Origin of the sequence: Nocardia pseudovaccinii (assembly GCF_050942345.1) — a bacterium.
Classification (GTDB): Bacteria; Actinomycetota; Actinomycetes; order Mycobacteriales; family Mycobacteriaceae; genus Nocardia; species Nocardia pseudovaccinii.
This window is the reverse complement of record NZ_CP192074.1, coordinates 1-15,008: the sequence shown is the minus strand read 5'-3', so window position 1 is coordinate 15,008 and position 15,008 is coordinate 1. Positions and strand designations below refer to the sequence as shown.

The window sequence follows — 15,008 nt, the reverse complement described above, 5'->3', positions numbered from 1 at the left end:
GATTTCGTTATGTCCATGGGACGCCGAGGCCGAAACCGTTCGAACCAGGAAAGGATGTATGAATAAGTGAAACCCGCGGATGAGATCCTCGAGCTGACCGATGAGTTCTACCAACATCCGCATGAGGTCTACGAGGCTTTGCGTAGGCGCGGCCCGATCCATCGCGTCCGCTTGGACGGGGTGCTCGGCTGGATGATCGTCGATCACGATGTGGCGAAACAGGCCTTCGCCGAGCCGACCATCAGCAAGAAGATCGGATCGCCGCGGGGACAAGCGGTCATGGCCGAACACGGCGCCGACGGCCAGTACGACGGCGCCATCAACGACAACATGCTTTTCGCCGACCCGCCGCAGCACACCCGTCTGCGCAGCCTCGTCGCGAAGGCGTTCGCGAGCCGCGCCATCCGAGATCTCGGACCGCGAATCGAGCAGATCGCCGACACCTTGCTGGATGACCTGGCCGCCCGCGAATCCGCCGACCTGATCGACAGCTATGCCTTTCCGGTGCCGATCTCGGTGATCTGCGAATTGCTCGGTGTGCCGGACGCGGACAAGGACGAATTCCGAGCCTGGACGGCCAACCTCGTCGACGACTCGGCCGACATCGACAAGCGCACCAGCGCTGGCCTGAGCTTTTTCACCTACCTGACGGACCTGATCGCCGAGCGTCGCGAACACCCCCTCGACGACCTGCTATCGGAACTCATCGTCGCGAAAGACGACGATGACCGACTCGACCAGCAAGAACTCATCTCCATGCTGTTCCTGCTGCTGACCGCCGGCCACGAGACCTCCGTCAACCTGATCGGCAACGCGCTGCTCGAGCTGCTGATCGACCCCCGAGCGGCCGACCGCCTGCGCGCCGACCCGAGCAAGATCCCCGCCTTCATCGAGGAAACCCTCCGCTTCCAGGGCCCGGTCCACTTCGGCACGGCCCGCTACACCACCGCCCCGATCACCTTGGGAAACAAAGACATCGGCGCGGACGAATTCATCATCATCTCCATCGCCGCAGCCAACCGCGATCCGAACCGATTCACCGATCCGAGCCGATTCGACCCCAACCGCAGCGACATCCGGAATATCGCATTCGGACACGGCATCCACTACTGCATCGGCGCCGCCCTGGCCCGCATGGAAGCAACCATCGCGCTCACCCGGCTACTGGCCCGCATCCCAGCAATGTCACTCGACGTACCGGGCACCGACCTGACGTGGCGCAAAAGCCTCCTCATCCGAGGCCTGACCACCCTCCCCGTCCACCTCTCGACCACCGCCGGGATCGATACCAAAGACTCCAAGATTCCCGTCAAAGCGGACCCGGCTGCCCCCGGACGGAACCCGACAACCTGGGCGAGCCACAGTTTTCAACGGTCTAGCCGACTCCTGCCCGCACCCTTAGCGCGATCCACCGCGCAACCCCAACCCGGGGGCTGATGCGGCATCCAGGCAGAGCGCTATCTACCTACGCACTGGGCACATCCATAACCTAGGGCCCCCCCGATCTACCGATGCGAAGCCGGCACGTGACGGACAGTATGAGTGCCATCAGTGAGAACACTGTGGAGTCTCATTTCATCCGAGTGGAGGATCTCTTGAACCGTGCCATGCTGAGTGCATTTGCCGCCGCGGCGATTTCGCTGACGATCGGTCTGCCGTCGGCGACAGCGGCAGCGTCCCCGGACGAGCTTGCGGCGGAATCCATACCGGCCACCCGAACCGTGGTGACAGCTCCTTTCGATCCCGTTTGCCCCCTCTGTTTCCTGCGCGAACTGCTCGAAAGCGGCTCCAGTCACCCGTAAACGATCTCGTAGACCGTACGGCAGGGTCTACCAAGGGGCCGTTGCATGGACACATCCCGACGGGGCCGGTACCGCAGAAGGGTTACCGGCCCCGTTGTCGTTTCCGGGTCGGGGATGCGGAAGGTGGCACGACGGGTCGGCGGATAGGACGTAACGGTCCGGGGGCAGCCGGTCCACATAGCGCCGTAGCCAACCGGCGAGCGTGACAAGCGGCTCGTCAGCCGTAGCGCGTTGGATGGCGAGGACATGCTCGGCCTCGACAGGGCCGACACTGTCGAGCAGTCCGGCCCAGCAGATCGCGGCGGCTTGGTCGTCGAGACTCTGCGAGATCGCGACGACGGCCGTTACGCCGAATGCGGAGCGAGTAATAGGTGAGCCCGTCGACGCGGGTACAGATGCGAGGGGCGGGCACGCGCACCTTTCGGTCGCGCGTCGAATCCCCTCGAATTCGATATGTGGACCGGTGTGGACCTGGCCCGACCTAGACCATAGATCTAGGTCGCGACCTGAACGGTTCCTGGTGGAGCCTAGGGGAATCGAACCCCTAACCCCTGCCTTGCAAAGGCAGTGCTCTGCCAATTGAGCTAAGGCCCCGAATCCCTACTGTCCGAGGACAGTTCAGCGGGTGGTGACTTCGTGCCACAGGTCCGCATCGTCACGCTTGCGCAGCTTGGTGATTCCGATGAGAACCGCGACCACGACACCGACCGTGAGAAGAATTTTCATGATTCCCACCCTACTGTGATGTTCGGGAGTGGGCCTAGGAGGACTTGAACCTCCGACCTCTTCGTTATCAGCGAAGCGCTCTAACCGCCTGAGCTATAGGCCCCTATTTCCTGTTCGGATCACCCGCCGGAGCTGCTAACCGAACCGAGGCACGAGATTACCTTACCCGCCCACCGAAGACCAAAACGGCCGGTCACCGCCCTGCGCGAGGACAGTGACCGGCCGCGCGGACACCGTTCTAGTCGGGGTCGGCCAGGGTCACCTGGATGCCGCCGACGAGGTCACAGCACTGGTTGTAGATGAAGACGCCGACGGTCGCCAATGCGGTGAAAAGCACCACATTGATCAGCCCGATGACGCCCGCGTAGCCGAATACCGAACCGGCATCGACCAACCCGACCGAGCCGCTGTCGGAGGAGACCATATCGGTGAAGGTGCTGTTGAGCCGCTCCCACACACCCATGCCCTCGAGCACGATGTAGAGCAGACCGACCGCGAGCATCCACACGAAGAACATGGCCACGCTGATCACCAGCGAGATCTTCAGGGTCGACCACGGGTCGATCCGGCGGATCTGCACCGTGGCCCGCAATGGCTCACCGGAGGCGACGGCCGCCGCGACGGCGACCGGAACCGCCGGCGAGACCGGTACGGACTGCGGGCCCGGGGTTTCGACGGGCAGCGGGTGCCGGATGTCGGACAGGTCCGGCATGTCCTTGATCAATTCCGGGCGGGCGATGCTGCGGGTCGGCCCGTCGATGCCGACGGACTTCACCATCGCCGCTTCCTTGCGCGCCGCCTTGGCCGCGAGATCCGCGGTGGTGCGGGCATTGCCGCCACCGAGACCACCGCCACCGCCGAGACCACCGCCACCGCCAGCACCACTGCCGCCGCCGCTGAGCCCGCCACCGCCGAGCCCACCGCCGGTGGAATTCGGGCGACCGGTCACCGGCGACTGTCCGGGGCGATACAGGTTCGACTGTGGCTCCCGCTGCGGCAGTTGCGACCAGCCCTCCTGGAAGGGCGACTGGCCGCCGCCGTTCGATGCCGGGCGGTCGCCTGCTTCCGGCGCGACCGGCTCGCCTGGGTTACCCGGCCGAGCCGCCCGCTGGTCGAATGCCTCGTGCCCGTCCGCACCCGAGCTCGGCTCCGGCGCTTTGAACGCGACTTCGCCTTGCTTGCTGTGCATTTCGTGCGGCTGGGCCCCTCCCTGCGGGCCACTCGGCTGGCCGTTCTCGGCCGATGCGACCGGCCGTGGGATCGGCCGCGGCGGAATCGGTGACGGTGCGATCCGTTCGGTTACACCGTTCGTCTGGTGCCGCTCGTCGTTCGGCTGATTCGTGGTCAATGGGAATCCTTAGATCCGTTCGTTGCCGCCGCTGTGGGGTTACTGCTCAGAGGAACCGGTGTCGCCGTCTCCGCCGACGAGCGAATCAGGATCGGGTTCGTCGGCATTGCGCGCGATAGCAAGCAACGTATCGCCATCGGCGAGGTTCATCAATCGCACGCCCTTGGTCTGTCGTCCAGCCTTACGAACCTGCTTCGCCGCCGTCCGGATAACACCACCGCCGGACGTGATCGCATACAACTCATCCTCGTCGTCGACGATGAGCGCACCGACCAGGGTGCCACGCTTGGTGTCATATTGGATAGTCAATACACCTTTACCGCCGCGACCCTGCGGGGTGTACTCCTCGATCGCGGTCCGCTTGGCATAACCGCCGGAAGTCGCGACGAGCAGATAGGTGTCGGCGCGAACCACATTGAGCGACAACAGTTCATCGTCGGCATTGAACCGCATGCCCTGCACACCGGAAGTGGCGCGGCCCATCGGACGCAGTGCCTCATCGGTGGCGGAGAAGCGGATCGACTGGCCGCGCGCCGAAACCAGCAGCAGATCGTCATCGGCCGAGCACAGCACGGCGCCGACCAATTCGTCGTCGTCGCGCAGGTTCACCGCGACGATGCCGCCGCTGCGGTTGGAGTCGAAATCGGACAGCTTCGACTTCTTGACCAGGCCGTTCTTGGTGGCGAGCACCAGATAGGGCGCATCCTCGTAGCCCTTGATCTGGATGATCTGGGCGATCTTCTCATCCGGCTGGAAGGCCAGCAGATTCGCGACGTGCTGACCGCGCGCGGTCCGGCTGGCCTCGGGCAGTTCGTATGCCTTGGCCCGGTACACCCGGCCCTTATTGGTGAAGAACAGCAGCCAGTCGTGCGTGGAGCTGATGAAGAAGTGCTTGACGATGTCGTCCTGCTTGAGGCCCGCGCCCTGCACGCCCTTGCCGCCGCGCTTCTGGCTGCGGTACAGGTCGGTCTTGGTGCGCTTGGCGTAACCGGTCTCGGTGACCGTGACGACCACATCCTCGCGGGCGATGAGATCCTCATCGGCCATATCGCCGTCATTGGCCACGATCTTGGTGCGCCGCTCGTCGCCGTACTTCTCGACGATCTCGGCCAGTTCGTCCCGCACGATCGCGCGCTGGCGCTCCGGCTTATCGAGAATGTCCTTGAGGTCGGCGATTTCGGCCTCGATCTTGGCCAACTCGTCGATGATCTTCTGCCGCTCCAGGGCGGACAGCCTGCGCAACTGCATATCGAGGATGGCCGTGGCCTGGATCTCGTCGATATCCAGCAACTGCATCAGGCCGGTGCGCGCGGTGTCGGTGTTGGCCGAACGCCGGATCAGCGCGATGACCTCGTCCAGCGCGTCCAGCGCCTTGACCAGACCGCGCAGGATGTGGGCGCGCTCTTCGGCCTTGCGCAGCAAGTACCTGGTACGCCGGACGATGACTTCCAACTGATGCTCGACGTAGAGCCGGATCATCTGATCCAGGCGCAGCGTGCGTGGTACGCCGTCGACGATCGAGAGCATGTTGGCACCGAAGCTGGTCTGCAGCTGGGTGTGCTTGTAGAGATTGTTCAGCACCACCTTGGCAACGGCGTCGCGCTTGATGGTGACCACGATCCGCATACCCGCGCGGTCCGAGGACTCGTCGTGGATATCGGAGATGCCCGCGATCTTGCCGTCCTTCACCTGCTCCGCGATGGAGTTGATGAAGTTGTCGGTGTTGACCTGGTACGGCAGCTCGGTGATGACGATCGTGGTGCGGCCGCGGTTGTCCTCTTCGATCTCGACCACACCGCGCATCCGGATCGAGCCACGACCGGTGGTGTAGGCATCCTGAATGCCCTGATTACCGACGATGAGGCCGTAGGTCGGGAAGTCCGGACCCTTGACCCGCTCCATACAGGCCGCCAGCGTCGCCTCTTCGTCGGCGTCGTAGTTCTCCAGCGCCCAGTAGATCGCCTCGGCCAACTCGTTGAGGTTGTGCGGCGGGATATTGGTCGCCATACCGACCGCGATGCCGTTGCTGCCGTTCATCAACAGGTTGGGCACGCGGCTGGGGAGAACGGTCGGCTCCTGTGAGCGACCGTCGTAGTTCGGCGTGAAATCGACCGTCTCGTGGTCGATTTCGCGCAGCAGCTCCATGGCCAGCGGAGTCAGGCGGCATTCGGTGTACCGCATGGCGGCCGCGCCGTCATTGCCGCGGGAGCCGAAGTTTCCCTGACCGTCGACCAGCGGATAGCGCAGCGACCACGGCTGGGCCATGCGGACCAGGGTGTCGTAGATCGACGCGTCACCGTGCGGGTGGTAGTTACCCATGGTCTCGGCGACCGGGCGGGCGGACTTCACATAGCCGCGGTCGGGCCGGTAGCCGTTGTCGTACATCGCGTAGAGCACGCGGCGATGCACCGGCTTGAGGCCGTCGCGGACGTCGGGCAGCGCGCGGCCCACGATCACGCTCATCGCGTAATCGATGTAGCTGCTCTGCATTTCGTTCTGGATATCGACCGGCTCGATCCGGTCACCCGCTCCGCCGTTGGGTGGCAGCGTGGTTTCAGTCATCTAAAAGTCTCCTTTGGCACCGGACGTGGAATTGCGCGTCACGCCGGTTACACGTCGAGGAAGCGAACGTCCTTGGCATTGCGGGTGATAAAGCTGCGACGTGCCTCGACGTCCTCACCCATCAGGATGGAGAACAGCTCGTCGGCCGCGGCGGCATCGTCGAGGGTGACCTGACGCAGCACCCGCACCGAGGGATCCATGGTGGTCTCCCAGAGCTCCTTGGCGTTCATTTCGCCGAGACCCTTGTAGCGCTGGACACCGTCGTCCTTGTTGATCTTCTTGCCCGCGGCGAGACCCGCCTCGAGCAGGCCGTCGCGCTCGCGATCGGAGTAGGCGAACTCCGGATCGGACCGCTGCCACTTGAGCTTGTAGAGCGGCGGCTGCGCGAGATACACGTGCCCGTGCTCGACCAGCGGCCGCATGAAGCGGAACAGCAGCGTCAGCAGCAGGGTCGAGATGTGCTGGCCGTCCACGTCGGCGTCGGCCATCAGCACGATCTTGTGATACCGCAGCTTGGCGATATCGAATTCGTCGTGGATGCCGGTGCCGAAGGCGGTGATGATCGACTGGACCTCGTTGTTCTTGAGGACGCGGTCGATGCGGGCCTTCTCGACATTGATGATCTTGCCGCGCAACGGCAGGATCGCCTGGTACATCGAGTCGCGGCCGGATTTGGCCGAGCCACCGGCGGAGTCGCCCTCCACGATGTAGATCTCGGACTTGCTCGGATCCTTGGAACGGCAGTCGGCCAGCTTGCCGGGCAGGCCGCCGAGGTCGGTGGCGCTCTTACGACGCACCAGTTCGCGCGCCTTACGCGCGGCGACGCGGGCCTGTGCGGAGGAAACCGCCTTGTTCACAATGGTCTTCGCATCGGCCGGATTGGCCTCGAACCAGTGCGAGAGGTGCTCGTTGCAGGTGCGCTGCACGAACGACTTGACCTCGGTATTGCCGAGTTTGGTCTTGGTCTGGCCCTCGAACTGCGGTTCGGAGACCTTCACGCTCACGATGGCGGCCAGACCCTCGCGGATATCGTCACCGGTGAGGTTGCCGTCCTTCTCCTTGAGCAGCTTCTTGTCCTTGGCGTACTTGTTGACCACCGTGGTGAGGGCCGCGCGGAAGCCCTCTTCGTGGGTTCCGCCCTCATGGGTGTTGATGGTGTTGGCGAAGGTGTGCACCGACTCCGAGTAGCCGGAGTTCCACTGCATCGCGACCTCGAGCTCGTGCCCGGTGCCCTTGCCGGTGAACGCGACGACGGAGTTGTGGATGGCCTGCTTGGTCCGGTTGATATGCCGGACGAAATCCTCCAGACCACCCGGGTAGTGGTAGGTCCGCGTCTTGACCTTGTGCTCGACCGGCGCGGCGGGCGCATCCGGATCGGCATGCTTCGGCGCCTCGGCGGTATCGCTCACCACCTCGTCGATGACGTCGGTCTCGGCCACCCGCTCGTCGGTCAGGGTGATGGTGAGGCCCTTGTTCAGGAACGCCATCTCCTGCAGACGGCGCGCGACCGTCTCGAAGTTGTAGATGGTGGTCTCGAAGATGTTCGGGTCGGCCCAGAAGCGAATCGTGGTGCCGGTGCGCTTGGTCGGATCGCCCTGCATCAGCTTGCCGGGCTTGGAATCCTTGTATTCCTGCGTCCAGTGGTACCCGTCCACGTCCACATCCGCCTCGAGGCGGGTGGAGAGCGCGTTTACCACGGAGATGCCGACACCGTGCAGACCGCCCGACACCGCATAGGAATCGGAGTCGAACTTGCCGCCTGCGTGTAGCTGGGTCATGACGACCTCGATGGTGGGCACACCCTGGGCGTGCATGGCCACCGGGATACCGCGGCCGTCGTCGATCACCTCGACGCCACCGTCCGCCAGCAGTTTCACATCCACCTGCGTCGCGTACCCGGCCATCGCCTCATCGACCGAGTTGTCGACGACCTCCCAGATCAGGTGATGCAGACCGCGCTCACCCGTGGAGCCGATGTACATACCGGGCCGCTTGCGAACGGCTTCGAGACCTTCGAGGACGGTGATGGATTCGGCACCGTAATTGCCTGACTTGGGCTTGTTCGAGCCGTCTGCGTTGGAGTCCATGGCAGCCACTGGTCGGTAGCTCTCCTTACTTGCTGATCCTTGGCGCAGCGGTCGGCCGGCACGCGTGGGTCCCAGTCTGATTCTGGTCGTGAAATACGGGTCCACGCGCGGGCTGTACGGAACGCGCCGAAAGGTTCGCCGCTAGTTACCCCACCATCCTACTGGTAGACCCAAGCCACAATGCACCTACGACACCCCTGACGGCTCCGTGGATGCGAGAAATCGACCGAGCACGGGTCGGTTCCGCCTTCAACCTCTTTGAGTCCATCAGATTCGGCCTGAGAGTTGCCTGTGTGGCGGAGCCGTGATCGCGGCCTCGTGCGTGGGTAGCCGCCGCATAGTTCAGCCTACGTTGCGGACCCGCACATGACGGCCGCGGCGTTCCACGTGAAACTGAGCTATGCGCTGGACTGTCGCTTATCCGTAGGTGTCCCGTGGACCTCGGCCTTTGATATGCCGCTCGCCCTTGCGCCAGCTCGGCGCCGCTGGACCGGTGATCCTCAAGGATGTGACCACGCCCTGTCCCACCGCCGCATTGATCTTCGCCAGGATCTGGCCCTGCAGCATACGCAGCTGGGTGGCCCACGCCGTGGATTCGGCGGCGATGCTCAGCACGCCGTCCTTCAATGTCATCGGGGTCGCATGGGAGGCGATGTCCTCACCGACCACACCGGCCCAGCGGCCGAAGACCATGCCCTCGGCGACCTTGGCCGACCAGCCCCGATTCTTCGCGATGGCGCCGGCCAGGCTCGAAAGCAGTTGCGGGTCACGGTCATCAGGCCGCGCGCCGGACCAGCCGGTGCGGCGGCGGGCTCCGGTGCGCAGCCGACGCGGCGACGCCCGGCCCTGCCCCACCGATTTACCGCTCGCCTTCGCGGCCGCCCGCGCCTCCTCCAGCGCACGTCGCGCCAGATCAATACCGCGCAACTCCGGCTCCGGCTCGGATGCGGATGCATTCGACGCAGTCGGATCGCTCACGACTGCGCCTCGCTGACGCTCGGCTCCGCCGCGCGCGACTGCGCGCTGTATTGATGGTTCACTCGCTGACGCTCGCTCACGAGGTCCGCCTCTCTCCCCGCCGCCGTTCGCGCGCTGGTTGCCGACGCGTCGCATTGCAATCGGCGCTGATCTTACCGACGCGACGGGGATCCGACGGTGCCCGATCAACCGGTGGCGGCGTCGGATTCCCGGTCGGCGATTCGGGAGATGCGGCCGTCCGCACCGCCGTTCGTTTCAACCCGGAGCGGAACCGCGGAAAGTTCCACGGGCACGTCCTCGGGGACCGCGGCGGTGATCAGCACCTGTTCGGCACCGGCCGCAACCTCGGCGAGCGCCGTGCGTCGGCGGCGATCGAGTTCGGCGAATACGTCATCGAGCAGCAGTACCGGTTCGGCACCGGTGGCGCGCAGCAGTTCGAAGGCCGCAAGCCGCAGCGCCAGCGCGAACGACCACGACTCACCATGGCTGGCAAAGCCTTTCGCGGGGGCGGTGCCGAGCATCAGATCCAGATCGTCGCGGTGCGGGCCGACCAGACAGACCCCGCGCTCCAATTCCTTCGGCCGCGCCGCTGCCAGTTCGCGCAGCATATTCGCCTCCAGCGCCGCGACGTCATCGGGCTGCGGTGCGCGCGCCGGGTCCAGGAATTCCGGCGGCAGGCTCGCGCTGCGGTAGCCGATTGCGGCGGGGCGTGATTCGGGCGCGATCGACGAGTACGCCTGTGCGAGATAGGGGTACATATCGTGCACCAGGCGCAGTCGCTGTGCGAGCAGCACCGAGGCGTGGGTCGCCAAATGCCCGTCCCATACATCCAGGGTGCTGAGCTCCGCCTTCGAGCGGGCTTGGCGCCCAGCGGATTTCAATAGGGCCGAGCGCTGTCGCAGCACCCGGTCGTAGTCGGCGCGCACGGCGGCCAGCCGCGGCAACCTGGCTGTGCACAACTCGTCGAGGAAGCGCCTCCGTTCACCCGGATCGCCGCGGACCAGGGCGAGATCCTCCGGTGCGAAGAGCACCGTCTGCAGAATGCCGAGGATTTCTCGCGGCCTACGCACCGGAGATCGGTTGATCTGCGCACGATTCGCGGCGCCCTGGTTCAATTCGAGGTCGATGCGCAGTTCGCGGCCCGCGTTCACGACCGTCGCGCCGATCCTGGCGCGTTCGGTGCCGATACGGATCAGCGGTGCGTCGGCGGCGACCCGATGTGAGCCCAGGGTGGCGAGGTAGCCGACCGCCTCGAGCAGGTTCGTTTTGCCGTTGCCGTTGGCCCCCAGAAAAACCGTTCGGCCTGGGGATAATTCGAGCTCGGCGTGCTCCCAGGAGCGGAAGTCGCGCAGTGACAGCGTCCGGATGAACACCCGTCTACTCCGCTCCGGCCGTCGTCATCGCCGTTTTCTGCCGCTGTCGGCGACGAATCGGGCGCAAACCACAACATCTTGTGGTCCATCCACTGTCTGTGGACGAACTGTGGATAAATCGCATCGCCGCCGATGCTCAGCCCGGCAACCGAACCGGCATCAACAGGTAGATGTACGGGCTTTCCAGTGCGACGAACGCACCGGACTCCGTCACCTTGGGTTCCTCGTCGCTCGCGGGCAGCAGCACCGCGGGACGGCTCGGCGTGGTGAAGCCGAAGGTGACCCGATCGGCGTGCAGCGCGGAGAGGCCGTCGATGAGGTAGCCCGGATTGAACGCGATTGTCAGTGACTCACCGCGGAATTCGGCCTCCAGCCACTCCTCGGCGCGACCCGCGTCATCGCCGCCCGCCGAGAGCAGCAGCCCCTCGTCGGTGAATTCCAGCCGAACCTGCGCACCGCGCTCGGCGACCAGCGCGACACGCTTGATCGCGTCGGTCAACGTGGCGACCGGGAGGGTGGCGATCGAGGTGTGCTCCTTGGGGAGCAATTGGCGGAACTTGGGGAATTCCGCATCGAGCAGCCGAGTAGTGGTCCGGCGGCCCCCATTCACGATGCCGAGCAGGCCGTCCGCGCCACTGCCGGTGCCGAGCGAAAGCTGTACGGGAGCATCGGAGGGACCCAGCGTCTTCGCGGCCTCCGACAGTGTCCGGGCCGGAATCAGCACCGAAGTCTCGATATCGGTGCGGGTGGGCTGCCATTCGATGTGCCGGACCGCCAACCGGAATCGGTCGGTGGCCGCGAGCACGACCTGCGGTCCCTCGATCTCGACCCGGATGCCGGTGAGCATCGGCAGCGTGTCGTCGCGTCCGGCGGCGACCGCCACCTGGCCGACCGCCTCGGCGAAGACATCGACGCTCAGCTCGCCGGTCTGCTGCGGCACCTCGGGCAGCTGGGGATAGTCCTCGACCGGCATGGTCGGCAGCGAGAACTTCGCACTGCCACAGGTGATCAGCACACGGGTGCCGTCGATGGCGACATCGACCGGCTTATTGGACAGCGCCTTGGTGATATCCGCGAGCAGTCGGCCGGAGACGAGCACCTCGCCGGGTCCGGCGACCTCGGCCGCGACGCGCATCTGCGCGGAGACCTCGTAGTCGAAGCCGGAGACGGTCAGCCCGTTCTCGCCCGCCACGAGCAGTACGCCGCCGAGTACCGGGACCGGAGGCCGCGACGGGAGGCTTCGTGCCACCCATGCAACGGACTCGGCGAAATCCTCTCGGGCGACCCGAAATTTCATACTCGCCAGCTCCATCGCCCGTTCTGTCCTCTCCCGGTTCCGTGATCTCTGTCGGCTTCGTCAGCGTTGATTCTCGAAAGGGGGTGCTGTACCTGCCGCCTTGCAGTCTGGCATAGGCGACCGACATTGAACCGTACTCGTCCGGGCCAGCTGAACCTAGTCCGACCCTCCGGTTGTTCTGTGTAGCGAACACGATCCGTGCTGCGAAATATCGAGCAAGGAGAACAGGTGCGGGTGAATCGCGCGGATGTGTCGCCCCCTCTTCTCCTTGCTTGTCTCGGCGAGTGGCTCGGGTGCCGATGCTCACTGATCGACTTTCCACACATCCTGTTTTGAAGAGAGATCTTCAAGAAGAAGAACTGAAGTAGTAGTAGGCACTGTGGAATCTGTGGACTGCGGACGAATCCGCAGGTCCGGGGGCGTGGCGCGGTGGGGATGACCGCTGGGTGACTCGAGGATGAACGGATGGGGGTTGTGGACGTTGCGGGTTTGTCCCCCATTCATCCTCGAGCGCTCCTCGAGTTGTTCCACCTGATTCACCAGGTTGTTCACACGTGTGCACCGAATCGTGGACAGCTCGAGGAATCCTCGAGGACTCCACACGGACTCCTCGAGGATTCCCCAAGCCGCTGACCGGGCCCATCGCTGGTCAGGGCCTGTGTGTGGATGCGGCTGTGGACTCTGTTGATTCCACCCCTGTTAGCAATGGATCCACGATCATCCGCACAGCCTGTGGACGAACCGGTGCACAACTCAGAGTTTCCTCGAGGACTCCACAAGAATTCCTCGAGGAGTCCACAGGGCATAAAAAAGCACCGCCCCAGGTCAGGGGCGGTGCCGAGGTGTTAGTGCCGGTCAGCGCGAACGCTGTTTAATCCGGGCTGTTAGTTCTTGTACTTGGTCGTACACGCGGCGCCGCTCGGTCATCTCCTTGCGCACTTTCTTCTCCGCGTACATGACCGTGGTGTGGTCGCGACCGAAGGCCTGGCCGATCTTGGGTAGCGATAGATCCGTTAGTTCCCGGCATAGATACATGGCGATCTGCCGGGCCTGGGCCAGCGGCCGGGCCTTACCCGGCCCGGTCAGCTCCTCGAGCGTGGTGTTGAAGTATTCGGCGGTGACGGCCATGATTGTGGCCGCGTTGATCTCCAGCGTCGCGGTATCCGGCATGAGATCGCGCAGTACGACCTCAGCCAACGGCAGATCCAACGGCTGGCCGTTCAGTGAGGCGAAGGCCGTCACCCGGATCAGCGCACCCTCCAGCTCGCGGATATTGCGCTCGACCCGACTGGCGATCAGTTCCAGCACGTCGTGCGGCACGTCGAGCCGGTCCATCCGCGCCTTCTTGCGCAGAATCGCGATGCGCGTCTCCAACTCGGGCGGCTGCACATCGGTGATCAGGCCCCATTCGAACCGGGTCCGCAGCCGCTCCTCCAGCGTGGCCAGCTGCTTGGGCGGCCGGTCGGAGGACACCACGATCTGCTTATTGGCGTTGTGCAAGGTGTTGAACGTATGGAAGAACTCCTCCTGGATACCTTCCTTGCCCTCGATGAACTGGATGTCGTCGACCAGCAGAATGTCGGTCTCGCGGTAGCGGCGCTTGAATGCGACCTTGCGGTCGTCCCGCAGACTGTTGATGAAGTCGTTGGTGAATTCCTCGGTCGATACGTACTTCACCCGCATGCCGGGGAACAGCCGCTGGGCATAGTGTCCGGCCGCGTGCAGCAGATGGGTCTTGCCGAGACCCGAGGCGCCCCAGACGAACAGCGGGTTGTAAGCGCGCGCGGGCGCCTCCGCGATCGCGACCGCCGCGGCGTGCGCGAACCGATTGGACGCGCCGATGACGAACGTCTCGAAGGTGTACTTGGCATTCAGGCTCGCCGAGGAATTCGACGGCGCCGGATTCTCCTGCGACTTGGTGAAGTAGGTCGGCCACGAATTGCGGACATTGACGACGGGTTCGTCGTCGTGCGAGTTGTCCGAGATCGGCTCGCGGACGGATTCGTGCGCGGCCGCGATGGCCGGATCGGTGCCCGGCCGGGATTCTCGTGCCGATGCCGCCTCCCGCATCGGCGCGCGGCTCTGCGCCCGCACCGGTTCCGGTGTCGGCTCCGGATTGAACAGAGACTCCTGGCCGGGCGGCACCGAATCACGTCGCGGCGGGAGTCCGGATTCGCGGCGAGGCGCGGGCGGTTCATGCCGTTCGCCATTGGTCTGGCTCGGGTATTCGCCACGGCTCGGGTATTCGTCGGTCGGGTACTCCCCCGCCACTTCGTATCCGGGCACCGGCAGGTACTCGGGTTGGCCCGCGTATTCGGGCGCGGCCTCATAGTCGGGTGCCGCCGAGTACTCCGGTCCGGCCGCGAATTCGGGCGCGGCCGGGTAATCGTTGTGCTGTGCATAACGCGGCGGGGCGTATTCGGTGCGTCCGGGATAGTCGGGGGCGGGATAGCCCGCCGGACCGCGACCGCTGTCGCGGCTCCGCTCGGGCCGACTCGTCATGCGCGCGTGACGCGGATTATTGCCGGGGCGTTCGGTCGGCTGCGTCGCCGGAGCCGCGATCCGGACGCCGAGGCCCTCGACCTGCGGACCGAGACGACGGCCCAGCGAGCGCAGAATGGGTTCCCGCAGATCGCGTTCGATGGCCTCCTGGGCCAACGACGATGGCACCGAGAGCAAGGCGAATCCCTGCGCCACGGTCAGCGGCTTGACCAGTTTCAGCCAGGCCTGCTGTGCCCGGGACACCGGCGGGATGGCACCATCGGCCGAGCCGGTGGTGAGTTCGGCGACCACCTCCGGCCACACGGTGGCCAACACGTTCTGCTCGTCGTCCAT

10 protein-coding genes and 2 tRNA genes are annotated in these 15,008 nt (G+C 65.0%); 2 read left to right on the top strand and 10 right to left on the bottom strand.

What is annotated here, in order from left to right:
* Positions 1–66: 66 nt before the first annotated feature.
* Both ACQPZ2_RS00060 and ACQPZ2_RS00055 read left to right on the top strand, forming a co-directional pair.
* Positions 67–1,437 (top strand): cytochrome P450 family protein, encoded by a 1,371-nt coding sequence (locus ACQPZ2_RS00060; protein WP_433523720.1) that lies wholly within the window; start codon positions 67–69, stop codon positions 1,435–1,437.
* 101 nt (positions 1,438–1,538) lie between these two features.
* Positions 1,539–1,802 carry a hypothetical protein gene (locus ACQPZ2_RS00055; protein ID WP_433523719.1) on the top strand — a complete coding sequence of 88 codons (264 nt, stop codon included), beginning with the start codon at positions 1,539–1,541 and terminating at the stop codon, positions 1,800–1,802.
* A 518-nt stretch (positions 1,803–2,320) separates the two neighbouring features.
* On the opposite strand, the gene ACQPZ2_RS00050 is transcribed toward ACQPZ2_RS00055, so the two are convergent.
* From ACQPZ2_RS00050 to dnaA, 10 genes are all read right to left on the bottom strand, one after another.
* Positions 2,321–2,396 (bottom strand) — tRNA-Ala (locus ACQPZ2_RS00050).
* Between the two features lie 24 nt (positions 2,397–2,420).
* Positions 2,421–2,528, bottom strand: coding sequence for a DLW-39 family protein (locus ACQPZ2_RS00045; protein WP_218007666.1), 108 nt, complete (start codon positions 2,526–2,528; stop codon positions 2,421–2,423).
* Between the two features lie 29 nt (positions 2,529–2,557).
* A tRNA-Ile gene (locus ACQPZ2_RS00040) sits at positions 2,558–2,631 on the bottom strand.
* 135 nt (positions 2,632–2,766) lie between these two features.
* Positions 2,767–3,876, bottom strand: coding sequence for a DUF3566 domain-containing protein (locus ACQPZ2_RS00035; protein ID WP_433523718.1), 1,110 nt, complete (start codon positions 3,874–3,876; stop codon positions 2,767–2,769).
* 39 nt (positions 3,877–3,915) lie between these two features.
* Positions 3,916–6,438, bottom strand: a complete 2,523-nt coding sequence (gyrA, locus tag ACQPZ2_RS00030) for a DNA gyrase subunit A (protein ID WP_433523717.1) — start codon at positions 6,436–6,438, stop codon at positions 3,916–3,918.
* 47 nt (positions 6,439–6,485) lie between these two features.
* The gene (gene gyrB, locus ACQPZ2_RS00025; protein ID WP_433523716.1) at positions 6,486–8,525 is read right to left on the bottom strand and encodes a DNA topoisomerase (ATP-hydrolyzing) subunit B; all 2,040 of its coding nucleotides are present in this window, start codon (positions 8,523–8,525) and stop codon (positions 6,486–6,488) included.
* A gap of 417 nt (positions 8,526–8,942) precedes the next feature.
* The gene (locus tag ACQPZ2_RS00020; RefSeq protein ID WP_433523715.1) at positions 8,943–9,503 is read right to left on the bottom strand and encodes a DUF721 family protein; all 561 of its coding nucleotides are present in this window, start codon (positions 9,501–9,503) and stop codon (positions 8,943–8,945) included.
* Positions 9,504–9,688: 185 nt separating this feature from the next.
* Positions 9,689–10,876: a DNA replication/repair protein RecF gene (gene recF / locus ACQPZ2_RS00015; RefSeq protein ID WP_433523714.1), complete on the bottom strand. Its 1,188-nt coding sequence runs from the start codon at positions 10,874–10,876 to the stop codon at positions 9,689–9,691.
* A gap of 136 nt (positions 10,877–11,012) precedes the next feature.
* Positions 11,013–12,188, bottom strand: a complete 1,176-nt coding sequence (dnaN, locus tag ACQPZ2_RS00010) for a DNA polymerase III subunit beta (RefSeq protein WP_433523713.1) — start codon at positions 12,186–12,188, stop codon at positions 11,013–11,015.
* Positions 12,189–13,028: 840 nt separating this feature from the next.
* Positions 13,029–15,008, bottom strand: coding sequence for a chromosomal replication initiator protein DnaA (gene dnaA, locus ACQPZ2_RS00005; RefSeq protein ID WP_433523712.1), 1,980 nt, complete (start codon positions 15,006–15,008; stop codon positions 13,029–13,031).